General features: G+C 39.9%; 25 protein-coding genes. 4 read left to right on the top strand and 21 right to left on the bottom strand.

The annotated features are described in order from the left end of the window. Positions 1-19: 19 nt before the first annotated feature. The 11 genes from AC503W_RS08225 to AC503W_RS08175 all read right to left on the bottom strand — a co-directional run bounded on the left by AC503W_RS08225 (position 20) and on the right by AC503W_RS08175 (position 12,045). The gene (locus AC503W_RS08225; RefSeq protein WP_494917305.1) at positions 20-385 is read right to left on the bottom strand and encodes a rhodanese-like domain-containing protein; all 366 of its coding nucleotides are present in this window, start codon (positions 383-385) and stop codon (positions 20-22) included. A gap of 20 nt (positions 386-405) precedes the next feature. Next, on the bottom strand, positions 406-885 hold the full coding sequence (locus AC503W_RS08220; RefSeq protein WP_402991923.1) for a DsrE/DsrF/DrsH-like family protein: 480 nt from the start codon (positions 883-885) through the stop codon (positions 406-408). A 162-nt stretch (positions 886-1,047) separates the two neighbouring features. Further along, on the bottom strand, positions 1,048-1,308 hold the full coding sequence (locus AC503W_RS08215; RefSeq protein ID WP_402875404.1) for a metal-sensitive transcriptional regulator: 261 nt from the start codon (positions 1,306-1,308) through the stop codon (positions 1,048-1,050). 203 nt (positions 1,309-1,511) lie between these two features. Further along, positions 1,512-2,258, bottom strand: a complete 747-nt coding sequence (pssA, locus tag AC503W_RS08210; RefSeq protein ID WP_494916734.1) for a CDP-diacylglycerol--serine O-phosphatidyltransferase — start codon at positions 2,256-2,258, stop codon at positions 1,512-1,514. A gap of 290 nt (positions 2,259-2,548) precedes the next feature. Continuing rightward, a complete protein-coding gene (locus AC503W_RS08205; RefSeq protein ID WP_494916732.1) occupies positions 2,549-4,162 on the bottom strand; it encodes a long-chain-fatty-acid--CoA ligase in 1,614 nt (537 codons plus the stop codon). Between the two features lie 42 nt (positions 4,163-4,204). Further along, positions 4,205-4,609, bottom strand: a complete 405-nt coding sequence (locus AC503W_RS08200) for a PaaI family thioesterase (protein ID WP_494916730.1) — start codon at positions 4,607-4,609, stop codon at positions 4,205-4,207. Positions 4,610-4,783: 174 nt separating this feature from the next. Continuing rightward, complete coding sequence (locus tag AC503W_RS08195; RefSeq protein ID WP_494916726.1) at positions 4,784-5,932, bottom strand: acyl-CoA dehydrogenase family protein; 1,149 nt, start codon at positions 5,930-5,932, stop codon at positions 4,784-4,786. A 106-nt stretch (positions 5,933-6,038) separates the two neighbouring features. Further along, a complete protein-coding gene (locus tag AC503W_RS08190) occupies positions 6,039-7,211 on the bottom strand; it encodes a thiolase family protein (protein WP_494917303.1) in 1,173 nt (390 codons plus the stop codon). A 56-nt stretch (positions 7,212-7,267) separates the two neighbouring features. Further along, entirely contained in the window at positions 7,268-8,545 is a 1,278-nt protein-coding gene (locus AC503W_RS08185) for an MFS transporter (protein ID WP_494916722.1), read from the bottom strand. A gap of 362 nt (positions 8,546-8,907) precedes the next feature. After that, complete coding sequence (locus AC503W_RS08180; protein WP_402875392.1) at positions 8,908-10,518, bottom strand: long-chain-fatty-acid--CoA ligase; 1,611 nt, start codon at positions 10,516-10,518, stop codon at positions 8,908-8,910. A 345-nt stretch (positions 10,519-10,863) separates the two neighbouring features. After that, positions 10,864-12,045: a thiolase family protein gene (locus tag AC503W_RS08175; RefSeq protein WP_427686320.1), complete on the bottom strand. Its 1,182-nt coding sequence runs from the start codon at positions 12,043-12,045 to the stop codon at positions 10,864-10,866. A 344-nt stretch (positions 12,046-12,389) separates the two neighbouring features. Between AC503W_RS08175 and AC503W_RS08170 the strand changes: the two genes are divergently transcribed. Further along, entirely contained in the window at positions 12,390-12,809 is a 420-nt protein-coding gene (locus tag AC503W_RS08170) for an Hsp20/alpha crystallin family protein (RefSeq protein WP_402875388.1), read from the top strand. A 58-nt stretch (positions 12,810-12,867) separates the two neighbouring features. Here the strand turns inward: AC503W_RS08170 and AC503W_RS08165 are convergent, their stop codons facing one another. The 9 genes from AC503W_RS08165 to AC503W_RS08125 all read right to left on the bottom strand — a co-directional run bounded on the left by AC503W_RS08165 (position 12,868) and on the right by AC503W_RS08125 (position 21,561). Continuing rightward, positions 12,868-16,002 carry an AAA family ATPase gene (locus AC503W_RS08165; RefSeq protein ID WP_427686322.1) on the bottom strand — a complete coding sequence of 1,045 codons (3,135 nt, stop codon included), beginning with the start codon at positions 16,000-16,002 and terminating at the stop codon, positions 12,868-12,870. Further along, positions 15,999-17,144: an exonuclease SbcCD subunit D gene (locus AC503W_RS08160; RefSeq protein WP_402991953.1), complete on the bottom strand. Its 1,146-nt coding sequence runs from the start codon at positions 17,142-17,144 to the stop codon at positions 15,999-16,001. Before AC503W_RS08160 ends, AC503W_RS08165 begins: the two co-directional genes overlap by 4 nt. A 140-nt stretch (positions 17,145-17,284) precedes the next feature. After that, on the bottom strand, positions 17,285-17,713 hold the full coding sequence (locus AC503W_RS08155; protein WP_402956425.1) for a DUF2621 domain-containing protein: 429 nt from the start codon (positions 17,711-17,713) through the stop codon (positions 17,285-17,287). An 84-nt stretch (positions 17,714-17,797) separates the two neighbouring features. Continuing rightward, a complete protein-coding gene (locus tag AC503W_RS08150; RefSeq protein ID WP_402956423.1) occupies positions 17,798-18,103 on the bottom strand; it encodes a DUF3219 family protein in 306 nt (101 codons plus the stop codon). 123 nt (positions 18,104-18,226) lie between these two features. Continuing rightward, entirely contained in the window at positions 18,227-18,454 is a 228-nt protein-coding gene (locus AC503W_RS08145; protein WP_402991956.1) for a sulfurtransferase TusA family protein, read from the bottom strand. A gap of 33 nt (positions 18,455-18,487) precedes the next feature. After that, positions 18,488-19,540 (bottom strand): YeeE/YedE thiosulfate transporter family protein, encoded by a 1,053-nt coding sequence (locus AC503W_RS08140; protein ID WP_427686325.1) that lies wholly within the window; start codon positions 19,538-19,540, stop codon positions 18,488-18,490. A 174-nt stretch (positions 19,541-19,714) separates the two neighbouring features. Further along, entirely contained in the window at positions 19,715-20,191 is a 477-nt protein-coding gene (locus AC503W_RS08135) for a CcdC family protein (protein ID WP_402875374.1), read from the bottom strand. Positions 20,192-20,304: 113 nt separating this feature from the next. Further along, entirely contained in the window at positions 20,305-20,664 is a 360-nt protein-coding gene (locus AC503W_RS08130; RefSeq protein WP_402875372.1) for a response regulator, read from the bottom strand. 189 nt (positions 20,665-20,853) lie between these two features. Then, a complete protein-coding gene (locus AC503W_RS08125; protein ID WP_427686327.1) occupies positions 20,854-21,561 on the bottom strand; it encodes a cytochrome c biogenesis CcdA family protein in 708 nt (235 codons plus the stop codon). 238 nt (positions 21,562-21,799) lie between these two features. Between AC503W_RS08125 and AC503W_RS08120 the strand changes: the two genes are divergently transcribed. Both AC503W_RS08120 and AC503W_RS08115 read left to right on the top strand, forming a co-directional pair. After that, positions 21,800-21,967: a Spo0E family sporulation regulatory protein-aspartic acid phosphatase gene (locus AC503W_RS08120; RefSeq protein WP_402875367.1), complete on the top strand. Its 168-nt coding sequence runs from the start codon at positions 21,800-21,802 to the stop codon at positions 21,965-21,967. Between the two features lie 161 nt (positions 21,968-22,128). Continuing rightward, positions 22,129-22,884, top strand: a complete 756-nt coding sequence (locus AC503W_RS08115) for a polysaccharide deacetylase family protein (RefSeq protein ID WP_427686329.1) — start codon at positions 22,129-22,131, stop codon at positions 22,882-22,884. A gap of 99 nt (positions 22,885-22,983) precedes the next feature. On the opposite strand, the gene AC503W_RS08110 is transcribed toward AC503W_RS08115, so the two are convergent. After that, positions 22,984-23,619 (bottom strand): TetR/AcrR family transcriptional regulator, encoded by a 636-nt coding sequence (locus tag AC503W_RS08110; RefSeq protein ID WP_402875365.1) that lies wholly within the window; start codon positions 23,617-23,619, stop codon positions 22,984-22,986. 111 nt (positions 23,620-23,730) lie between these two features. Between AC503W_RS08110 and AC503W_RS08105 the strand changes: the two genes are divergently transcribed. Next, positions 23,731-24,465, top strand: a complete 735-nt coding sequence (locus AC503W_RS08105; protein WP_427686331.1) for a glucose 1-dehydrogenase — start codon at positions 23,731-23,733, stop codon at positions 24,463-24,465. Positions 24,466-24,669 lie beyond the last annotated feature (204 nt).

The raw sequence follows: 24,669 nt of genomic DNA, 5'->3' as shown, positions 1-24,669 counted from the left end.
AGCAGACTTCCTCCTTTTATTAGTGCCAAGCACTCATTCCGCCTTTAACATTCGTGATCTTTTCGAATCCCATTTTTTTTAATAACTTACTTGCCTTACTGCTTCTCATACCACTTTGGCAGATTACGAAAACTTCTTGGTCTTTAGAGAGTTCTTTCACTCTATTTTGCAGTTCATATAAGGGAATGTTTTTAAATCCCTTGATATGGTTTCCCCTAAACTCATTAGGTGTCCGGACATCAATATATTGCTTACTTTTATTATTCAATTGTGTTCTTAATTCGATCGTAGTAATCTGTTTAATCCCTTTTGCCGGAATAAATCGTTGATACAAGAACCAGACAATTACAGCAATCATGAGGATATTTAATAGTGTACCCAATATAGCTTGATTCCTCCCTTACCTTAGATAAATAAGTTGACGTTACCATCTTCTGCGTCAGCTAAATAAGCAGCCACACCCGCATATTCAATGCCTTCTAGTAATTCCTCTTGCTGCAAGCCCAGTAAATCCATGGTCATTGTACAAGCGATTAGTTTCACTTCTTGTTCTTGGGCCATTTCGATTAAACTAGGGAGGGACATGGCATTATGCTTTTTCATGACATGCTTGATCATTTTAGGACCCATGCCTGCAAAGTTCATGTTGGATAATCCCATTTTATCTGCACCACGCGGCATCATTTTGCCAAACATCTTTTCAAGGAAGCCTTTTTTCAGTGTCAATGGCTCATCTTTTCGTAATGCATTCAACCCCCAGAATGTATGGAAAATGGTCACTTCATGATCGTAAGCCGCCGCTCCATTCGCAATAATGTAAGCAGCCATTGCCTTATCGTAGTCTCCACTAAATAAAATAATTGTCGTTTTTTTCTGTTCTGTCATTAGTATTTCCCCCTGAATTTAAATTACCCTATTGGGTATTTTTTAAAAGTTACCTTTATTCCATTATACACCCAGGGGTATATAATAAGCTAAAAAATAATAGTAGTCAACCCAATTGGAGAGCTGGCCAGTCTATATAATTGGGTTATTTATTGGACAATATTATCTACTTTTAATTAGTAATTCAACAGCTTCTTTGACAAGGCTATCTGTATCTTCGCCTTTCATGACATTCTCCCTCACACATTGTTCAAGATTTGCGCTAACAATGACTCCCATCGTCCTATCAATGGCATTTCGAGCTGCTGATAACTGAGTGACGATATCTCTACAGTCCTTACCTTGTTCCATCATGCCTAGCACACCTTTAATTTGGCCTTCAATTCTTCTTAACCGATTGATGACACTTTTATCGTATTCCATGATCTATACCCACCCACCTATCTATATAGACAAACAAAGAACTGTGGAACAACTTATATCCCGATAATATACCTGTAGGGGTATAATGTCAAGCCAAGTTATCACTTTTAGTTCGAATAAAACGAAAGACAAAACGGTTTCTAGTCATCAAAAAAAGGGCTACCCCAGAAGTCATTATCCATGCCTTTTGGGACAGCGCCTTTTTATTGTTTCATTCTTTTCTTACGAATCACTTTGATTTTCTGCTTTTTAACTTTCTTTTTGTTTGGGAACTTGGGTTCTTTTTCTTTAATATATCTCACCACAATTAACACTATATAGGTTCCTAAAGCAATATAGAAAGATATCGGTACAGATTCAAATTTAGATTTAGCCACTAAATAAAATGAATAGAATAAAAACAACGTAATAAGAACACTATTCTTCGGTCTGCCAACTTTTTTAAAGCTTGGGATTTTCATTGTACTTACCATCAATATACACAGTCCATAATATAGGATAATAAATATCCATAATGGTACGGACCCGGAAAACAAGACGAAGAAAGCCACAATTCCGCCTGCTAATGTGATGGGAACCCCTTTAAAGTATTTTACGGATTCCGCTTGGTCGGTAATGTTGAAACGAGCTAATCGGTATGCACCGAATAGAGGGAACAAACTGGCGATTAGCATCCCAACTTGTCCAAAGTCGTTGAAATATGTATGTATGGCTAAAAAGGCAGGGGCTACTCCAAAAGATACGATATCGGCAAGTGAATCCAATTCTTTCCCCATTTCATTAGATACCCCAAGGATCCTTGCTACCCTGCCATCCAATGCGTCCAGCATTAACGCGATAAAGATCAATATTGTCGCATTTCTAAGATCACCAGTAATAATACATCCTATCGATAAGAACCCACATAATAAATTTCCCAAAGTCAGCATATTAGGTATATGTTTTTTCATCCTACACTTCCTTAATTCCTAAATTAAACTTTCCTTTGCTTTTACATTGATTTGAAAAAGCTTAACTTGTTCTCCTCTAATTATAACTTCATACCAGTATTATGGCTAAGATTATATTTACAAGTCCCTCTATTCCCAATTATAGGTTTCCAGGCACTATTCTTAAATATATTCTTAGTAATAAAAAATAGGACATAAACAATGATGAACATCGTCTTGTCCTTAATGTAGAATATGTAGTACTGACCAAGATCTTTCAGGATTGTGAATCGTGCGTAAAGTGTAAAGGCCTATCGACGATAAGTCCTTAAACTATTTGTCCTCTTGCCTTCTTCCTCAACCAAAACCCGTCGTAAAATTTTCCCGACCGCTGACTTCGGCATAAGTTCCCTAAACTCTATCACTCGTGGAACCTTATAATTAGCCAAACGTTCATTGCAGAACTTTATGATATCCTGTTCTGTTGCAATTACCCCTTTCTTTAGCACGATTATAGCTTTGACGGTTTCCCCGCGATAGGTATCCGGAATGCCAAATACGCAAGCTTCTTCCACTCCGGGATGCTGATAAATGACTTCCTCTACTTCAATCGGATAAATATTATAGCCGCTTGCAATGATTAGCTCTTTTTTCCTGCCCACAATAAAGAAATACCCTTCTTCATCCATTGTGGCTATGTCTCCGGTATATAACCAACCCTCCCTTAATGCCATGGAAGTTTCCTCTAGATTTCCCCAATACCCCTTCATCACCTGTGGACCCTTAATGATTAGTTCCCCTGCCTGATTGTACGGCAGCTCCGCTTTCCCCGTTTCGATATCGACGATTTTGGCATCAGTGTTAGGATAGGGAATACCAATGCTTCCTATCTTTCTTTGACCTTTTACTGGGTTTCGATGGGTGGTAGGTGAAGTTTCCGACATGCCAAAGCCTTCTGATATTGACACACCGAATTTACGCTCAAATTGATGGATAACTTCCACTGGAAGGGGCGCCGAGCCACAGCTGCAGTATTTAAAACTGCTGAGATCTTGCGCTGTCAAATCCGGATGATTTAGTAAAGCGATATACATGGTAGGAACACCTGGAAAAATGGTCGGTCTATGTTTTCTAATCAAATCGACGACCTTGTTTATTTCAAATCTCTCTAGAGTGATGTACGTTGCTCCCGCATAAACGGCACTGTTCATCCTGCCATTACCGAATACATGAAACAGTGGCGTCAATCCAAGCATACGCTCACCCGGTTTTTGCAGTTGAAGGGCATTTGCTGTATAGGTAAAATCTTGTATGACATTGGCAATCAGGTTGAAATGAGTGAGCATGACCCCTTTGGCTCTTCCTGTGGTTCCTCCTGTATATTGAAGTAACGCAATATCTTCTTTTGGATTAATATCCAGCTCAGGGAGTTCATTTTCCTCTTCTGCAATCCATGAATAGTAGCTGTCTTCCTGCAATCTATTTGCTGAAATAATCGTGAGCCTATCTGCCAAACCAGTTTGTACTATCTTTTTCTTTTGTTCATCATTTCCAATCAACCATGTTGCATTGGAATCCCGTAATATATAGGCTAGTTCATTTGCCGTATACATCGGGTTCACTTGTACCACCACGCCTCCCAAACGGTGGATAGCATAATAGGCAATGATGTATTCTATACAATTGGGTAACATCAATGCGATTCTATCCTCTTTTTTAAATCCCCACTTGTTTAATGAACCTGCAAAACAATCAATTTTTCTCTTCAATTCCAAATAAGAAAGTTCCCTTTCTCCATCAACAACAGCTTTGGTGGATGGGTATTGTCGTGCCGAATGGTCCAATATTTCGTATAGAGACATTAAAGGAATTTCTACCTCAAAGGGAGTATGTTCCGGATAAGATTTCTGCCACACTCTATTCATTGGCTTCACTCCTTCTTCTTTTTCCACCGCCAATCACTATTTTCATTCATCTCGAATCAATTTGAATACCCCTGTACCTTTTGCAATGAGATTTCCAGCAGAATCTTTTATTTCTCCTTCTGCAAAAGCGGTTTTATATCCCTGCTGAAGAACCTTGGCTTCCGCAAATATTTCTCCTGCTGACAGGCTGCCGAGATAATGAACAGTTAAGCTCGTCGTCACAACACGTGCTTTAGTCAGAGAACGTATCACTATCCCAAGAATGGTGTCAAGCATGGTCGCATGAATACCCCCGTGCAGCGTTCCATTTACATTAAGCATATGTTCCTCGATATTTAATTTCAGACGGACATTTCCTTCTTCAAATCGAATGATTTCAAATCCAATATATGCAAAGAATGGACTGCTCTCGAATTGGTTGCGAATATCCTCCACATTGGTTGGCAAATTATTCTTCCCCCCTCTTATATAAGTCACACTTGCTTCACATAGGTCCTAAAAAGGCTCATATCATACCTTCAACGTCTGGAACTGAACAGTTCTCATATAGCTGTCCAGTTCGCTTCCTTACCAAGCAACTTTGTATGCCCAAATCCTTCACTTGATACTAAAGTACATCATTCAGTACTCATTCAAAACATTTCTAGCAATGATGAGCCGTTGAACTTCGTTTGTTCCTTCATAGATCTTTGTAATGCGAGCATCGCGATAAAAGCGTTCCACTGGATATTCTGCCATATACCCCATACCCCCGTGAATTTGAACCGCTTTATCCGCTACTCTATTAAAAACATCGGAAGCGAACAGTTTAGCCATGGAGGCTTCTTTGATCACCTTTTTCCCCTCATCAATCTTTTGTGCTGCCATCATTGTCAAGGCCTTTGCGGCTTCTGTTTCTGTTGCCATGTCCGCTAGCATCCATTGTATGGCTTGATTATCTGCAATTGGTTTACCGAATTGAATCCGCTCTTTTGCATATTTGGTAGATAGCTCGATTAATTTGCCGCATGATCCTACCGCCCTTGCGGCAAGTCCGACACGGCCTTCCCCTAATATTCTAAGAGCTGATATATACCCCATGCCCACTTCACCAATGACATTTTCTTCAGGAATGATACAATTTTCAAAAATGACCTGAGATGTATACGAACCTCTTAATCCCATTTTCTTGTCCTTTTTACCGACAGTGACCCCAGGGAAATTTCTTTCCACCAAGAAGGCAGTTATCCCGCCTTTGGCCCCCTTATCTTTATCCGTTAACGCAAAAACTGTGTAAACATCAGCAATCGGTCCATTGGTGATGAAATGCTTTGTACCATTCATCACCCAATAATCGCCCTTTTTCTCTGCCGTCGTCGCCAAATTGGTCGCATCCGAACCTGCACCAGGTTCGGATAAAGCGAAAGCGGCTATTTTATTACCCGCCGCCATTTCAGGCAGATATTTATTTTTCAACTGTTCAGATGCAAGCCTTACCAGGCCCGTGCTTCCAATACCGGTATGAGCACTTATTAACGAAACAAACCCATTGTGCGTTCTGCCTAACTGCTCTAATACAGTCGCCTTTTCTACTGTATTCAAGCCAATTCCACCGTATTGTTCCGGGATGCTAATCCCGAATAATCCAAGTTCTTTGGACATTTCAACAAGATGTTGTGGGATGAGATCCTCTTCTTCAATTTGTTGGGCTAGAGGCTCTACTTCCTTTTCAACAAAATTCCGAATCATTGCTTTCATTTGTTCCATTTCTTTCGTTAAAGTAATGGTCATAATTCAAATGCCTCCTAATAGTGGATTTTTTTAATTCGTCTGATTCGCAAATGGAACAATTCTATTAAAAAAATGCTAGTGAATTTCCTTCCGAATTTAAGAAAAATCAACCTTCCCGTTCTAAGATTGTGGCAATTCCTTGCCCACCACCAATGCACGCCGTAATGAGAGCATATCTTCCTTCAGATTGTTTCAATTCATGGGCCGCTTTCGTGATCAGAATTGCACCTGTGGCACCAAGTGGATGTCCGTGAGAAATCGCCCCTCCATTCACATTCACTTTGGCTGGATCCATTTCCAATTCCCGATTACAGGCAATTACTTGCGACGCAAAAGCCTCATTAATTTCGATAATATCCATATCGTTTAGCGAGAGCCCTGATTTTTCCATGACCTTTCTTACTGCTGGAACCGGTCCGATTCCCATGATGTTGGGATCGACACCAGCAACCGCGTGTGCTCTAATCACCGCTAGAGGTTTAATTCCCAATTCATCTGCTTTCTCCCTAGACATAATGACAAGAGCAGACGCCGCATCATTTAAACCCGAACTGTTTCCGGCCGTTACGGAGCCACCTTCAAGGAATGCAGGAGGAAGTTTCGCTAGCGCTTCTTTGGTTACTTGCGGACGTGGATGTTCATCTACTTTGAATCCTACCGGCTCTCCATTTCGAACCGGGATGTTCACTGAAACAATTTGTTCAGTAAAGCGTCCCTCTTCCATCGCTCTCGCCATCTTTTTCTGGCTCTCAATGGCGAACTCATCTTGTTCTTCCCGGCTGATCTCATATTTTGCAACTAAATTTTCGGCGGTAATTCCCATCGGTGGATTGCCTACCTCTTTTGGAGATAACTGAGATTTCCTGAAATTTGGTGGAGAAGAGCTATATGGTTTATCCGGACGATCCATCAAATAAGGAGCCCGGCTCATGCTCTCAACTCCTCCAGCGATATATACGTCCCCATCACCCGCCCAGATTGCTTGTGCAGCCAAATTGACCGCATTGATTCCGGACCCACATTGGCGATCGACCGTTAAACCCGGTAATTGCATGGAAAGACCTGTCTGAAGGGCGGTTAATCGAGCGATATTGCCTCCTCCGCTTAAAACATTCCCCATGATGACATCGTCCACCATTTCAGGAGCTACATTTGCGCGTTTCAATGCCTCTTTTACCACTTCTGCCCCAAATACGTGTGCGGGTACTGTCGCTAGTGCGCCCCCTTGCTTCCCAATCGCCGTTCTTACTGCTGAAACAATGACAGCCTCTCTATTCACATCTCTATTCATTTCCTCATCCGCTCCTCTTTTATATTTTTTATGCTGGGTAACTCTTATGAAGATTTCAAATCATAATCTTCTGTTGGTCTGATTTCCTGCCCATCTTTTGACTTAGTTGGCTTAACGAACATGGCAAACAATAAGCCGAATACCAGAACAAGGGCAGCCATGAACAAAATGGACAAGTTATAGCCTAGTATTTTATTCCCCGCCGCTAAACTAATGATATAACCCGTTAGTAGAGGAGCTACAATGCCTGCAAGATTGCCTGAAGACGTTAAGATACTTGTCATCAGTCCGCCGCGTTCACGCATTTCATTGATCATGATCGTTGGTCCAATCGGTAATATGGAATAGGTGAGACCTTTAGCCAAGCACATTGCAAAAATCACCCAAATTGGATTTTGAAAGACCATGATGGAAGATAGGAATAGTGAACCCATGATCATTGCTCCAGCTACAACCAAGACCCTGGATGAACGCCAATTCTGATTTTTCTTGAATAAGTAATCCGATAACATGGAAACACCCATATAAATACATACGGAAATGACTCCAATGATTGCTATGCTCGTGCCCATCTGTCCGGGTGTCATATTTACGACTTCCACTAAATAAATCGGTAACCAAACGGAAAACCAGACGACCAGAATATACGTTGAGAAATATGCAAGTGTCGTAAATAAAGCGGTTGAAGACGCTAAAAGCACGAGAAAGTCTTTCAGTTTGAATTTCTCCATCTTTTCTTTCTTTTTCTTCTGGACCTTCTCATATACTTGAACGGGATTTTCCTTCGTTAAAAATTGAAATAAGAAGAACCAGACAAGGCTTGCTACTCCAAGACTAGCAAAGGCCACTTTCCATCCAAAAATGGTAATCATGGAAACAAGAAGCGGTGCAACAATCATCGCACCAACCGTTCCCCCTCCCACTACAACCGAGTTGGCTAATCCCCGTTGTTTCGGGGGGAACCACTTATCCGCATGGCTATAAGCAATAGGGCTATATGGCCCTTCGAATGCCCCAAGTAAGATTCTATAAATAATTAATAGTGGCAAAGCAGCAATGGCCAAAACACCAAATTGTAAAACAGTCCATGTCAGCATGATGAACCCCAGTACTTTCTTGGCCCCGAGCTTATCAGCCCATGCGGCTCCAAAAATGCCCGTTACAGGATAGAGCCAATAATAACTGCTTCCTACAAGTCCCCATTCGGCATAGGAAAGATCGAATTCCTTCATGATTGGCACAGCGGCCAGTCCGATTATTGATTTATCAGCAAAGTTAATGACCGCTCCGAGGAATAATAGAGAAAGAACAAACCAACGCATGTGAATCCCCTCGTTTCTTTGTGAATAAATAGTCTTATAGTCTTGGTGGTTGAATTATCGCTTCTGATGGTCGAATTACTTGCTACCATGGTTGAATTATCTGGCTGTGTGGTCGAATTAATGCCTTTCTTGGTTGAATTATCTGGCTGTGTGGTCGAATTAATGCCTTTCTTGGTTGAATTCCATTACGAAACTAGGAATCTCATTAGAACCTCCAGTCACATATAGCAGTAGTACCTGGCCACTGAGGAATGAAGAACATTCATCTTCGAAAAAAGCATATCTTCCGACTTCCCGATTTCCTCCACTGGAATGCTATTGATTCTTGCTTCCACTACCTCCATTAAAAAGCTGGATCCGCTTCAATCCTTCTTTGTCCTCTTTTCCAGTTCCTCTTTTATAAGCAACCTTTTTAATAGTTTGCCAACGGTGTTTCGCGGCAGTTCCTCCCTTACTTCAAATTGCTTCGGAACCTTATAGGGTGTCAGCTGGGTATAGCAATATCCTTCAATTTCCTCAAGGTCAATGTTGGCATCCTTCATTGGAACAATGAATGCCTTTACGACCTCTCCTAATTCTTTATGCGGTATCCCCACCACAGCCGCCTCCTGAATATCCGGGTGCTGATAAAGGACACCTTCCACCTCTTGCGGATATATATTAAACCCGCTAATAATGATCATTTCTTTTTTTCTGCCGACAATGTAGAAATACCCCTCTTCATCCACTGAAGCAAGATCGCCTGTATACAACCAGCCATTTTGGAGAGCTTTTCTCGTTTCCACCTCGTTATTCCAATATCCCTTCATAATTTGTGGGCCTTTTATAAGCAGCTCTCCCACCCCTTTGGATGGCACTTCATTATTGTCCGCGTCTACGATCATACAATCGGTTCTAGGAAAAGGAATGCCGACACTCCCGATTTTCCTTTTACCTAAGGGCGGATTACGATGTGTGGAAGGAGAGGCTTCTGATAACCCAAAACCTTCTCCTATAGAAGCACCTGTCAGCTTCTCGAATCGATTAATGACTTCAACTGGCATGGGTGCTGAGCCACAAGAACAATTTTTCAGACAATCCAGTCCATATTTTTCAATTTCAGGATGATTGACGAACGCATTGTACATCTTTGGAACGCCTGGAAAAAAAGTCGGACGGTACTTTTGAATATTCATTAGTACATTTTGAATCTCGAATTTAGGAAATAATAGAATGGCAGCTCCAATATAAATTCCGAGATTCATGGCACTTGTCATCGCGTAAACATGATAAAGCGGTGTCGCTGCCAGCACGACTTCCTTTCCGGGCACCATCAAATCCCCATACATTTCAGAGCTCTGTATAACATTGGAAGTCAGATTGTAATGGGTAAGCATCGCTCCCTTCATTTTCCCCGTCGTCCCTCCCGTATACTGGATGACCGCAATATCTTCAAGAGGATTTATCGTTTCAACTTCCTTGATTTTTTCTCCATTTTCTATCAAAGAACGTAGGGATAGGCCGTCTAATTGGTCATCGTCCGTCTTCATGCAGATTGAAAAATCATATATCGCTTTTGTTTCTTCAATGGTAGTAGCGGCCAATTGGTCATACACAATATATAGAGCATTAGAATCCACTAATATTTGGAGCAGTTCCCTAGGCTTATACATAGGGTTCAGTTGAACAACAATGAGTCCCAGCGCTTGTGCAGCGTAATAACTGATGATGAAATAAGGATGGTTGGCCATCATAAGGCCAATTCTTTCACCTTTCACGAACCCCATTTCTTTCCACTTACCTGCAAGTTTATCTACCTGTGATTTCAGGCTTTTATAATCCATGAGATGGTCTTCAAAAATAATGGCTGTATGATCAGGGAATTTCTTTGCTGATTGGTCCAGTAGTGTATAGACGGAAATTTCCGGTAGAAGTAATGACGACATTCCTTCTGCATACCATTGCTCCCATGGTTGTTTTACTGTTTTTCGCACCTTTAACCCCTCCATTTTTCTCAAATCCGATTCTTCTACATATGGTTTACACATATAACAATGCAAGTTTCATGCCAAATCACACACTGGGGAAACAGCTAATTTTTTTGAGTGATCAAATTCATTTTTGAATCTTACTCGTTATAAAGCCTTTGTTTTAAAGGATTCATCCATAAACTGATAATTCATTTTTGAATTTTTCTCATTTACCAGAAAATCAAAAAACCCAACCTTCTACAATAAGGATGGGTTTACTAGCATATTAAGAGAGAATGCAGGTATAATCGGTGGCTAAGTTCTGTGTTTTAATGAGTTAAGCTTAGTGAAGAGTTTTTCAAATCCCTATTAAGCCAATTCCAATAAAATGGCCATCCCTTGTCCACCGCCAATACATAGGGTTGCCATTCCGTATTTCTCTTGGCGCCGTTGCATCTCGTGAATTAATTTGGTCATGATAATCGCCCCCGTTGCCCCTAGTGGATGGCCTAATGCAATGGCTCCACCGTTGACATTGACATTACCAGGATCTAGCTTGGCTTCCCGTATAACAGCCAATGATTGTGATGCGAATGCCTCATTCAACTCGAACAGTCCGATATCTTCAACTGCCAGTCCAGTCTTTTTCAATAGGTTCTCGATCGCGGGAACGGGACCGATTCCCATATAACGTGGATCGACACCAGCTGTAGACCAGTTTACAATCTTGGCAATCGGTTTGATATCAAGATTAAAAGCCTTTTCGCGGGTCATCAAAACTAAAGCACTGGCACCATCATTACGGCCACAGGCATTACCAGCCGTGACTGTTCCATCACTTTTGAAGACGGGCTTCAAATGGGACAGTTTTTCTATCGATGTTTCTCTTGGGTGCTCGTCCACTTGAAATACTGTTGTCCTTTTCCTAGTCTTTATTTCAACCGGAACGATTTGAGATTCGAAGGAACCAGACTCAATCGCCTTTCTTGCCCTTCTTTGGCTTTCTACAGCAAAGGCGTCCTGGGCTTCCCGGGAAATTTGGTAGGTTTCCGCTACGTTTTCTGCTGTTATCCCCATCCCCAAATCTTTTCCATACACTTCGGTTGGCTGCTGTCCATTTTCAAGATTAGAATCAACTAGATGAGGGTTTCCTTCTCCAAATCGTGAATTTCTGAGGTAAATGGGGGCTCTACTCATATTTTCCGCTCCACCTGCCACGACAATATCATCCGGATTAAAAGCTAGATGCTGAACACCGGAAATCACTGCCTGTATGCCTGAAGCACATAGGCGGTTTACTGTATAAGCCGAAGCTTCAGGAGGGATACCCGCTCTTAACGCGGCAACACGTGCTAGATTTGAAGATTCGGTCGACTGGCGCACTTCACCAAAAATCACTTCATTTATCTGCTCGGGTGCCAGACCTGCTCTCTCGATTGCATCCTTAATGACCGTTGCCGCTAGATGACCCGCTTGTACATCTTTTAGTTGTCCTCCCATTTTACCTATAGCCGTACGGTTCGCACTTACAATGACAAATTCATGTTCCATTCCAGTTCCTCCTAGCTTCTTAAAGAAAAAAAGGAAAGCAGGTCAAACTGCTCTCCTCGATTTTTCTGTTTATACTGTTATCTTCTTCATGAACGAGTCTAAATCCTCTTTAGTTTCGTGCATTAATTTTGCTTGTATCGATTAATGGTTTTGCCAGCACCAATTTTATCGGTCTTCACTTCGTATGGCGTAAAAATAATAATCATTGCACTGAAAGAAAATCACCGTTGTGTTTGTATCTAATCCACATATATTTTAGTTAAGTTAGAAAGTTTTCCTAATTATCACCATTTTCGATACTTCCAACATATAATACAAACAAAGGCAAAACCGGGGGTATCCACATGCAAGATAAACTACATGATGTACAGATGAATGAGGTAAAGGTTTTTGATGAATGGGTGAAAAAGTTTTTTCTTAATCCGGAGACAAGTAAATTGGACCATCAATTATTTACAATTGACATTTACGAAAGTGATGACGAGTATATGGTGGAAGCAATATTGGAAAACCATGAAGCAAAGGATATTAAAGTGCGTTTAAAAGATAACGAAATTTTGATTACCGTTGAAAAGCCTCACAAACCTTTTCAAAAGCTATTTCATAAAGATAAAGCGATTACATCACCTACACAACGAAAAATTTCTTTCCCTTTTTCCATCTGTTCACGAAGGATCACTGCCGAGTTTACCCACCCATCATTAGTGATTCGTATTCATAAGTATTCCCCCGGTAAAGACCAAGATAGTATTCAGATCGAATAGCTTTAAATAAAAAAGAATGGCTCCAGAAGCTACTTGCTTCCAGAGCCATTCTTTTTTATTAGCCAGCAAAATTAAATGTTGTGGTGCTTCCATTTTGAGTGGATGTGACTTGAAGCTGTGCATCGATTCGTTCTTTCAATTCAGGAACATGGGAAATGATGCCGACTAACCGTCCACTACTCTGGATATCCATTAATGCTTCAATGGCATGATCCAGTGATTCAGGATCGAGAGTACCGAAACCTTCATCTATGAACATCGTTTCCAGGGAAATTCCTCCTGCATTCTGCTGGACAATATCTGCAAGCCCAAGAGCAAGGGCAAGCGAGGCTTTAAAACTCTCTCCGCCAGAAAGCGTTTTGACATGCCTTTCCTGTCCGGTATATTGGTCATATACTGACAGCTCCAACCCACTTTGAATATTCCTGCGAGTTGGGTCAAGCTTTCGCAATAGCTGATAACGACCGCTCGTCATCTTTAACAGTCTCAGATTGGCTTCTTTTAGAATATCATCTAAAAAGGCAGCCAAGACATACCGTTCAAACGTAATTCGGAATGAATTTTGGCCTTTTGAAATCTCTGAAAGATGCCCAACGATGCTATATTTTTCATCCAGGCTTTTCTGCTCTTCTCTAATATATGCCAATTTCTGCTCGATTTCCTGGTTATTCCTTTGTTCAGCCTGTAGTTCATTCTGTGTGTGTCGCAACTTTTCCAATTCACCGTCAATGAATTCAAAGGTCTTTCTTAACCCCTCCAAGTCCGGTTTTGGTACATCTTTTAACTTCATTTCCAGATCATGAAACAAGCTAATCACACTTTGCCAATTTTGTTCGTATAATTGTACTTGTTTTTCCATAGATTCAAGCACTTCTTCAGTCCTTTTGGCTGCAGTATATTCCTTATAAGTAGCAAATCCTTGGTTGGACATTTCCACAACCAGCTTTTCACGCTCTTGATTTAATTCAAGCTTCAATGCATCTATATTTCCTGCGAACGATTCCTTTTTCGCATGGATGCCCGATTCTTTTTCTTTGACCAATTGAAGGGCTTTTTGTGCCTCTTCCAATGATTTTTGTAACTGCTTCTGCCTTCTGACTGCCAATTCAAATGCCCTTGCATATTCTACTTCAGTACGAATTCCTTCTGGTAGGGAATTCGTTAGGCCTGTAAGCTTTGTTGAATTCTCAATAAACCTGGTCTTTGTAGTATCTTCCATTTTCTCTAAAGATGCCAAGTTCTCTTTCAATTGAGTACCCTTCTCTTTTAAGGCAATCAATCGTTTCTCCAATTCGCTTCCTGCATCCTTCTTATCCATTAATGATTGTAAATGCCCTTGTAACTCTCTTCCTTTTTCCTCATACGACTTCAAGTATTCGTCGATAAGCTCGGAAGCGAACTCCGGAACGTCATTTTGTAAATCTGTGTATCTTTCATTCTTGGTGTCTGTGAGTGCCTGGAATTTCGATTCTGCCTGGTAAAATTCACTTTCAGCCTGACTTTTTTGTTTATCGGCCATTTTCACTATATTTTCCTGCTGTTTCAATTCTACATCCGATGGCATATTCTCATGCAAGAGTGCAGGCTCAGGGTGATCAATCGAACCACAGACGGGACAGTTTTCACCATCATGAAGCATGGATGCTAGCATACCAGCCTGGCCGGCACGCCAGTTTTGATTGATTTCCTCTAGTTTTTCTTTTTCCTGGAGATGATGATCGAGCATCTTTTGAAATGTAGACTTTTTATTTTCCAAGACATCCATCATGCATTTACATTCTGAATAAACAGCATGTAGCTTTCTAAGTTTTGAAAGAAGCTGTTGATTTCTTTCAAACTCCCTTTCTTTCTCTCCATAAAGGATCGCCACTTTTTCGGCTTCCGCCTTTTCAAGGCTGATTTTCTCCATGTCCGTTTCGATTCTAGCAAGCTCTGAAACATTATGTTCACGGAGTTGCTTACTTTTCTTCCACTCTGTTTCATCTAAAGTAACCTGTTCTCTAAGACTTGAATAAGTCAAAACGGCTTCTTTCACTTGTTCAAGCTGATGTACATTCCGTAATGCCTGTTCTCGATCCTCTTCCTTTTTAAGCTCTTGCTCATAAACTTCCTGTTTCTTCAGGCGCTCCTCTAACAATAGTTCGGCCTGCTTGGTTAAATTTTGAAGTTCAGACGTCACCTCTTTTACCTGTTTACCGATTCGCAAGTAATATTGCTCTTGTTTTTCTAGAGAGGCCGCTTTATGAGCCATTTTCATTTGTTCTTTTAACTCCATAATTTCCGGGCGCCTGTTTTCTAAGTCTGCTTTTTCATTTTGTAATCTGTCTTTCTCAGCAAATCTATTCAATAAATCGGCCGCTTTGGATAGCTCTTGGTTGACCTGATCACGGGCATTCTGCTTTTCCTTTAGAAGCTCACCTAAATGTTGATGCTTTTCTGTAGCCGTTGATATCACCGAATGAAGCAAAGGAAGAATTTGTTGTTCATTTGGTTCAGCTGCTTCCAATAAAGATTGAAGCTCCGCATGATCACCCGGTTTGATGCCCTTCATTAATTCAATGCGACGCTGTGCGCTTTTTTCACTTTGTTTCTTAAGAAGTGATGCTTCCTCTTTTAATCTTTCTTCTATTCTCTTATATAATTCGGTATGGAATAACTTTTGCAAAATCTGTTCCTTATCTTTACTATCAGATGTTAATAGTTTACGGAATTCATTTTGCGGAATCATCAGGATTTGCCTAAACTGGTTCGCATCCAACCCAATGAGTACTTTGATTTTCTCTTCAACCTCGCGAACATTGGCTCCCAGTAACTTTCTCCCCTCGCCTTGTACCAATTCATATAGTTCTGCTTTCGCACTAACGGTTGTGGTACCCTCTCCTGATTTCTTCTTTCGTTCCTGCTGTGGAGATCGGGTAACCAAATATGTTTTTCCACGGAGAGTGAATTGCAATGAAACCTCCGTCAAGACGTCATCCTCGGCAAATTGACTTCGTAAATCTTGTCCACTACGGTCTTCACCGCTCGCTTTCCCATATATAGCAAAGCTAATCCCATCAAAAATGGTCGTTTTCCCGGCACCGGTCTTTCCTGAAATGACAAACATGGTCCGTTCTCCCAGTGTATTAAAATCAATGATTTCCTTACCCGCATATGGACCGAATGCTTGCATCGTCAAAATATGAGGTCTCATTTCAAAGCCTCCTCTTTCTTGACAGCTTCAATGACAGAAACCATCAGTTCCTGCTTTTGAGAATCGAACTCTCTATCTGTCATCTCCTGATAAAACGTCTCAAACAAGTCTATTTCAGACTTCCTTTCATCTTTTACGGAGGAATATGATTTTTTTCGTCTCAAATCGGTCAGATCCCATTTCCGTTCCAGATGAAGCACATTCGGGTAAACTTGACGCAATCGGTTAATGGGATCGATGAGCGATCCCTCGTCATTCAAGGTAATCTTCAAATAATCGTCTACTTTTTGGTTTTGATAAAAAGTAACGTCAAGTAATTCTTCCATCGTGCCTGAAATCTCCCTCATATCATACTTAGGGGTCAGGGACCGATAGCGAATCTCAAAGTTACCATCTTCTCTCATTTCAACGATGGATAGCGACTTATTTTGTTTAGCTTCAGAAAATGAATACTTTAAAAGTGATCCGGAGTAATAAACCTTTTGATGTCGAATTGCATCCGGGCTATGTAAATGCCCAAGTGCCGTATAATCGAATGCATCGAATAAATCGGCTGTCACACAACCAGATCCACCCACTGACAGAACCCGTTCTGAATCGCTCGTTTTACCACCCAATACAAAAGCGTGTCCCACCAATACATTCGGCTCGTTTGGATTAAGCTTTTCCTCTATAGCCCCTGTTATCCTTCTCATCGCCTCTTGATGGGAATGGATGCTTTCATCCTCGAAAACGTGACGAACCGTCCCTGGTTCTGCATAAGGAACACAGTAAAAATTAACACCCTTGATATGGACTGGTTCACATGTTTTTGTCAGTTTCCCGTGAATGTATAACTGGCTATGGCGGTACCATGATGAGCCAAATGATAACCTTTCAGCCGAATCGTGGTTCCCTGATATGGCCACAATGGGGATTTTCATTTTTACATTGATCGTATAAAGAATCTCATCAAGTAGCTCAACCGCCTCAGTCGGTGGTACGGAACGGTCATAAAGATCACCGGCAATGACCACCGCATCGGGTTTTTCCTCTTCGATTATCTCAATAAATTGTAGCAGGGCATGACGTTGGTCATCCGTCATATGGACCCCGTGAACAATTTTCCCTAAATGCCAATCGGCCGTATGGATAAATTTCATCGTTTCACTCCGTCCTCGTTTTTCTTACTACTATTATATCAAATATTAAAAAGAAAGCCTTGATAGAGTACAAACGTTCTAATTATTACCACAATCCATAATAAAAAAGGCACACTCTAAAGAGTATGCCCACCCTGCCTTCAGCTAAATAAATGCTGATAGGGATCCATATTCACTTGTCGTTCCGTCAACTTTTTTTGTAAAAACTTATGATCTCGTTTGGGTGTGGCAATGATATACCCACGAATCACCAAATCTTCTGTTATATCCGGTGCCTTTTCTTTCAAAGCCAATTCACCGATTTTACCAGCGATTTTATGACGGGCCACATCACGAAAAAGTTCCGGTACAGGGCTTACTAAATCTTCAAGTAAATCCTTTTGCTGTTGTGACCATAAGTGGTTCGTTTGTTCCAAGTAATACTCTTCCCAATCCATATCTGATTTCCCGTCTTCTTTCGGGAATCTCTTTAAGAACTTCCGAAACATGAAAAAGCCACCAATGCTCATCAACGTTACTAAAAGGACTACCCAAAAAAGGATAAACCATAAAAACCAGCCTCCTAGCAAAGAACCACCTCATATGTATAAATTAATTTATCGTTACCATTATTATAGACAGTAACCCATTTCTTTACAAGGCTGGTAATGGAATCAATCTTGAGAATCTACTTCGATTAACGTAAGGGAAAAGTCTCCCACAGCATTTTCTTCATATAAATTCGTAAGCGATGTTGAATAGTTGAAGATTTCTGCCCGGTATTCTTCTCTTGTCTCAGGAATCTTTAAATCAAAAACCATTTGATAGAGCAGCGTTGTGATATCATGATACTCCTCGCTCGTTACTTTAAAATCAAAACTAATCTTTCTAAGTTCTCCGCTTTCAGGGTTCTTTATAGATTCGGCATGAAAATTTGTGACCTGCAGCGAAACATCATTCAATACAACTTCATCAACCATTTCATTAACAACTCCTTAGTATATTAGATTAAAGTTATGTTACCACTCCGACTGCTTAACGCCAACGATTTAGCTTCAAAATAAAAAAAAACGTGCTAGGGAATCCCCGGCACATTTTTTCTATTAATTCCCTTTTTTAACGATTATACGCCATTGAGCGTCATCGACTTGTTCAAATTCCGTAATTTCATGACCTTCCGTTGCAGCCCAGCGAGGGATACTTTCCGTTGCTTGGGTGCAATCGAAATTGATGATCAATTCTTCCCCTTTTGTCATACCTGCAATTGCTTCTTTAGCCTCTACTAATGGAAACGGACAAACCATTCCTGATGTCTCTAATACCTTTGCCATTTTACTCCACTCCTCTAATTAATGTGATAAAACTCAGGCAGCCTTAGATGCACTTGAACTCTTTTGCTTACGGATGATAGTGAAATAAGCCGCTACCCATGTTCCTAATAAGAAAAAGACAATCGCGACCCAGCCTTGCCACGCAAATAATGCTGAGTTAACCAGTCCATTACCTATGGTACACCCGCCGGCGATACTCGCGCCAAATCCCATAATCATTCCACCAAAAGCATTATTACGCAATGTTTTCATATCAGGCAGTCTCCAACGGAATTCCCCGCTGCCTTTGGCTGCAATGAAAGCACCCAAGAAAATGCCCAATACTAAAAATGTACCCCAATCGATGAGCGCGTCATCTCCTGTGATAAGGAACGTTAAAATATTCGCAGAAGGTGTAGTAATCCCTAAACCGAACATTCGCCCGGTCATCGCACTTAAAGGCCAAGCCACGATGGCAATAAGTCCTACCAATAATGCAGTGACAAAGGGATGCCAGCGTTTTTCAAATAAAATATGAGCCAATCCCGTTTTTTTCGGTTTCATCTTGAACATAGGAAGTTTAGGCTTTTTAAATTCCCTGATGACCAAGATACCAACTATGATTATCAAAACAATGACCAATAACCAAGGTGACACATTCAACGTTTCATGAATATACGTATCACTCGTACGATAAGAAACCAGATGATCCCCTGTAGCTTTCCACACGCCGTACTTCGTCATTGCAGCTCCAAGCATATAACCGAAGAGTGCGACCCAACTACCGATCATACCCTCTCCTGCCCGGTACCATGTTCCTGTCGCACAGCCTCCTGCAAGAACCATCCCGATACCGAATATAAAGCCTCCGAGGATGGTTCCTAACCAAGGAAAACCATCATTACCAAATTGAATGATTCCTGTATCCCGTAGTACATACACACCAACGCTTTGTATCGCAATGACAATGAACGTAGCTAAAAACATTCGCCCGTCTTTCGCTATAAGCAAATCACGATATGCACCAACAACACAGAAACGGCCTCTTTGAAGCACAAATCCTAATAGTAAACCACAAATAATCCCTAACACAATCATTTGTAACATAAACCGTTTCCTCCTTAAATAAACAACAATAATATTAATATAATATAATTCGCATGAAATTACTATGATTTTTAATGAATTTCTCCTCTAACCTAATTTTGAATAGAACAACTAAGTGTTTTTACCAAACAAAAAAACCACATGTGTCAACATGCGGTTTTCACTGGGTAAAAGTCAAATCATCTTACCTTCACTAAAAGAAGCTGCTTTGACTTTTTTATATTGGTAAAGCATCACAACTCGCCAAGGAACAATCATACCGAAAGCAAGAAGGAAAAACATCCCACCAAGCACTCCAATTTCAATCGTGCTTCCCAAAATCAATTTAGCTACCAAACGAATTACCATAATACCGATTAAAATAAAAATAAATGCTTTGGAACGCTGGATATATATTTGTTCATCACGCACTTCGAATTTCGAAGTCTTGATTAATAAGATAGAAAATAACATACCAGCTATAAGAGCTTCTAAAAGTTCAGAACGTGTTACTTGAAACATCGGAAAAAGAAACATCAAAGCTCCTGTACTCATGAAAAGAGGCGGTAGTATAATCTTTTTCGCATTCACCGGTCTTTCCGTTTCCTTCATACGCAACTTAAAAACAACTAAAGCCATCAAAATAGCCATTCCTGTTGTTATATATATCATTTAACTCATCCTTTTTAGCTAATAGTAAGTAGGTACACACTAAGAAAACTATATAATAATTATAACCTTAAACAAAGTATATAGTACCTAAATCAGATTAACAAGGCGAGTATTTAATCCAATACCCTATTAACGGCATCCAAGACTCGATTCTCATCAAAAGGCTTTACAATAAAGTCCTTTGCTCCAGCCTCAATGGCTTCCACAACCATTTTTTGCTGCCCCATAGCTGAGCACATAATAACCATTGCAGAGGAAAACTCCTTTTTTATTTCCTTAACTGCATCAAGCCCGCTCATTATCGGCATTGTTATATCCATTATGACTAAATCGGGATTCAGTCTTCGATATAGTTCAATCGCCTCTTTTCCATTTTCACCTTCACCAACCACTTCATGGCCTGCTTTAGTCAATATATTTGAAAGTGTCATTCTCATAAATTTAGCATCATCAACTACTAATAATTGGGCCATAGCCGCTCCTCCTCATTTCAAACAACAAGCAGAACAAATAAAAGATATTCAAAGTTATATATTCCTAGAATATCTAACTTAAGTCCTAAAATCAACGAATTTTATAACTAAAGGAATAAAAAAAGAGACCAAAGACTCAATGAAAAGCCTATACAATTCAAAAAATATATTTTTTTACATGAAAATGCACTAAAATCCAATAAACCCACCGAATAGTGTAGTTAAAACGGCAATGATTTTAGTCATCCAATCAAAAAATAAGATAATCCCCATAACAATCATTAAATAACCGCCAATTTTCATAATGTACTGACTGTAGGTTTTTATCCATTTTAATTTCCCTACAAAAAAGGATAAAACAAAGAATGGGATGGCAAATCCTAATACATAAGCAATCATATAGTTCATAGCGGCACTAGGATTTGTTACCCCTAGCGTCATGACAGTACCTAAAAGGGGACCCGCACATGGCGTCCACCCAGCTGCAAAAGCAAGACCAATAAGAATCGATCCCAAGTAACCACCAGGCCTGTTCTTAAATTCAAACCGGCTATCCTTCATTAAGTACTTCGGTTGGAAGATTCCCACTATGAATAACCCAAAAAGGACTATTAAGATGGCACCAATTTGACGAATTAACTCTTTATAATCCGAAAAGAAAGAACCTAAATATGTAGTACCGAATCCTAGCGCTATAAATACCAACGAGAAACCTAGCAAAAAGAACAACGTATGCAACATGCTTCTTTTTTGCAGCATAGTATTATCCGACTTGATTTCTCCCACGCTCATACCTGTGATGTATGATAAAAAAGCAGGATATAACGGCAAGCAGCATGGAGAAATAAAGCTCAAAAATCCAGCTCCAAATGCTAAGAAAATATTAATTTCATCCAAGACTTCCACTCCTATGTAAGACAACCTATAAACATTGTATCAAATTATATAAAAAAATACATTTTTGGAATTGATAATTTTTCGTGACACCTGAAAAAGCTAATTAAAATGATCTTTACCCATAAGTGAAAAACTTATTTGATAACAATTCATCAAGGCTTTATAATTGTTATATTCATACATATTTTACAACAAATCTAAAAAAACGCCAATGCATTCGGATTAGAAAGGAATAGCTATGTTAAAAAGTAATGAATGTCTTGAACAAATCGAATTAAAACGAAGTGAACTTATTACTATAGTGGAGCGAAATGGGTTAAGTTCACATCTTGCCATCGAACTTAGTCAACAGCTTGACCAATTACTCAACATCTATCATGAAAAACATTATAAAACGGGTACTTGACTAAAGTGATACTGGTTTCAGTATATGACGTATATTCATCTTCATTCCTCAATGACGTGCACTTATTGCTTACCTCTCTTCTTCTCATTCCTAATCATTAATAAATAAAGACAAACTCCGCATAATAACATGTATAACCGTATTTCCTGGAGGAAACTATTGTGAAAACTTTATTTATTGCCCTATCCCTCATTATTTTGTTGTTTCCTGCCTCGTATAACGAGTCCCAGGCAGCAACAGACAGCAGAGCAGTTTACGAAAAAACAGGAAATGTTATTTGGGAAGTGAATACTCAAGAAAAAATCGTTGCCATTACATTTGATGATGGGCCCCATCCAGACTATACTCCTCAGATCCTGGATCTTTTAGCAAAATATAATGCAAAAGCTACTTTTTTCGTAGCGGGTAATAAAGTGAAGAGCTACCCAGATGTTTTAAAAAGAGAGATTAAGGAAGGTCATGAAATTGCCAACCATACTTATACTCATCCATATGATAGGAATATAACTGCTCATAAACTATCATCGGAATTAGATGATACGGATAAGATTATATGGGACCTTGCACGATATAAACCCTCTCTTTATCGTCCTGTAGGTGGTTTCCATAATGACACAATCATTAATACTGCGGTTAATAAAGGATTTAAAGTGGTACTCTGGTCTTGGCATCAGGACCCAAAAGACTGGGCTAGGCCTCCAGCTAATAAAATATCAAACCACATCATTAAATCCTTGCGACCCGGAGATATCATTTTACTCCATGATTGGAGTGACCGCCCCCAAACAGTTCGTGCTTTAGAAACAACACTAGCTTATCTTTATAAAAATGGTTATGAATGTGTAACCGTATCCGAATTATTGTATCGTTCAAACCTTACCTTACCTGAATTTTTCAGGGTTTTCCCATTGAAATAGGAAATATAATACGTTTTATTTATTCGGTCAACACTAGTAATAGGCCACTCAATCAAATCGATATGTCATCCCAGTATCAGTTAGGGTGTTTCAACCAATTTAAGCCCTTATATAGTGGAGGAACATCTCTTTTAAAAACTGTTGTTGGTCAATGGGGGTAATACCCGAAGATGGTATAGCTACCTTTTCATGCAAAGTGATTCTCGTTGAAAATATGCTAAAACAATTAGTTATTGTTTGAAGGGCTAGCTCCATATTTATATCAGAACGGAGAGAGTCATCTTCAACCCCTTGCTTTATGATTTTGAAAATTTCACGCGATAACTCTTTTTGTATGTCGATATAGGAATCAATATTCTCTAGAGGCTCGTTTTTATATGAGGAATAGCTTTCAAAAGCCTCACGAAATAAGGTGACTTTTCTAGCTGGTCCATTCGCGATCTCTAAAAAATATTCGAATAACTCTTCAAATTTTTCGTATGCGTTCTTTTCTGAATCGGCAATCTTTTTTAGGTCGTCTTGGAAATTACTTAAAATGAATACAGCAACCTCAACGATTAAATTTTCTTTTTTAGGAAAGTAACGAAATAAGGTGGCTATACCGACATTTGCCTTTGTAGCGACATCTTGCATTTGTACATCATATAATCCTTTTTCTGAAAATAATTCCTCCGCTGCAAGGATTATTTGTTCTGTCCGATGCTTTTTATTTTTTTCTCTAGTATTTGAACTCACGATTCATCGGTCCTTTCTCCTATTGCTTGATATATTCTGTTAAATAGTATAAAATAAAAATGCATAAAATGATAGTTCGACTATCAAAAAAATAATAATGAGGTGTTATTTATGGAAAGATTATTAAATAAAGTAGCAATTATCACTGGCGCAGCAGCCGGCATGGGTGCGACTCATGCGCGTAAATTTATTGAAGAAGGCGCAAAAGTCGTTTTAACCGACTTAAATGAAGAAGCCGGAGCAGCTCTTGCGAAAGAACTAGGCGAAAACGCCATATTTATTAAACAAGACGTTTCTAGCGAATCCGATTGGCAGACTGTCGTTACCGAGACTGAAAACACATTTGGCCCAGTAAACATTCTAGTAAACAATGCAGGAATAAGCCTTAATAACTCCATTGAAGATATTACCTTGGATCAGTACCTTAAAATCGTCAAAATTAACCAAGTATCTGTATTTTTAGGAATGAAAACCGTTGTTTCATCCATGAAGAAAACTGAAAACGGATCAATCGTCAATATTTCTTCAATGAACGGGTTAGTGGCTGGTGCGATTGGTTATACGGATACAAAATTTGCCGTTCGCGGAATGACAAAAGCAGCCGCCATTGATTTTTCACGTTATGGAATCCGAGTGAATTCAGTACACCCAGGTGTGATTGAAACACCGATGGTAACCCAAGGCGATGCTGTCGAAGTCATCAAAGAATTTGCCAAACATATTCCTCTTAAACGCGTGGCACAGCCAGAAGAAGTCTCCAATCTCGTTCTTTTCCTAGCTTCCGAAGAATCCAGCTATTCTACAGGAGCTGAATTCGTAATTGACGGCGGATTAACTGCACAATAATATAAAATGACACATACACACAGGTTGCCCCTTTTATCTTGGGGCAACCTATTTTTACATTTAACGCCCATTATGAATGGGATTCCTATCTATCACGTCTTTCCTTTCTGTACACTTAATAATCAATTTTTATATGGGCCTGGTCCCCTCACACAAAAAACCCCCTTCTCTGGTAGATTTCGTCAGAGAAAGAGGTTTCGGATC

Source organism: Peribacillus suis (assembly GCF_059384845.1).
Note: the sequence above shows the minus strand (reverse complement) of the source record. Positions and strands in the feature narration are given on the sequence as shown.

Coding starts and splice junctions, on each gene's coding strand:
- pssA (WP_494916734.1), bottom strand. CDS start 2,258: ATGAAAAAACATATACCTAATATGCTGACTTTGGGAAATTTATTATGT.
- AC503W_RS08205 (WP_494916732.1), bottom strand. CDS start 4,162: ATGAATAGAGTGTGGCAGAAATCTTATCCGGAACATACTCCCTTTGAG.
- AC503W_RS08150 (WP_402956423.1), bottom strand. CDS start 18,103: ATGGTTGATGAAGTTGTATTGAATGATGTTTCGCTGCAGGTCACAAAT.
- AC503W_RS08120 (WP_402875367.1), top strand. CDS start 21,800: ATGTTAAAAAGTAATGAATGTCTTGAACAAATCGAATTAAAACGAAGT.
- AC503W_RS08220 (WP_402991923.1), bottom strand. CDS start 885: ATGACAGAACAGAAAAAAACGACAATTATTTTATTTAGTGGAGACTAC.
- AC503W_RS08135 (WP_402875374.1), bottom strand. CDS start 20,191: ATGATATATATAACAACAGGAATGGCTATTTTGATGGCTTTAGTTGTT.
- AC503W_RS08185 (WP_494916722.1), bottom strand. CDS start 8,545: ATGCGTTGGTTTGTTCTTTCTCTATTATTCCTCGGAGCGGTCATTAAC.
- AC503W_RS08145 (WP_402991956.1), bottom strand. CDS start 18,454: ATGGCAAAGGTATTAGAGACATCAGGAATGGTTTGTCCGTTTCCATTA.
- AC503W_RS08175 (WP_427686320.1), bottom strand. CDS start 12,045: ATGGAACATGAATTTGTCATTGTAAGTGCGAACCGTACGGCTATAGGT.
- AC503W_RS08140 (WP_427686325.1), bottom strand. CDS start 19,540: ATGTTACAAATGATTGTGTTAGGGATTATTTGTGGTTTACTATTAGGA.
- AC503W_RS08195 (WP_494916726.1), bottom strand. CDS start 5,932: ATGACCATTACTTTAACGAAAGAAATGGAACAAATGAAAGCAATGATT.
- AC503W_RS08130 (WP_402875372.1), bottom strand. CDS start 20,664: ATGGCCCAATTATTAGTAGTTGATGATGCTAAATTTATGAGAATGACA.
- AC503W_RS08215 (WP_402875404.1), bottom strand. CDS start 1,308: ATGGAATACGATAAAAGTGTCATCAATCGGTTAAGAAGAATTGAAGGC.
- AC503W_RS08170 (WP_402875388.1), top strand. CDS start 12,390: ATGCAAGATAAACTACATGATGTACAGATGAATGAGGTAAAGGTTTTT.
- AC503W_RS08165 (WP_427686322.1), bottom strand. CDS start 16,002: ATGAGACCTCATATTTTGACGATGCAAGCATTCGGTCCATATGCGGGT.
- AC503W_RS08105 (WP_427686331.1), top strand. CDS start 23,731: ATGGAAAGATTATTAAATAAAGTAGCAATTATCACTGGCGCAGCAGCC.
- AC503W_RS08160 (WP_402991953.1), bottom strand. CDS start 17,144: ATGAAATTTATCCATACGGCCGATTGGCATTTAGGGAAAATTGTTCAC.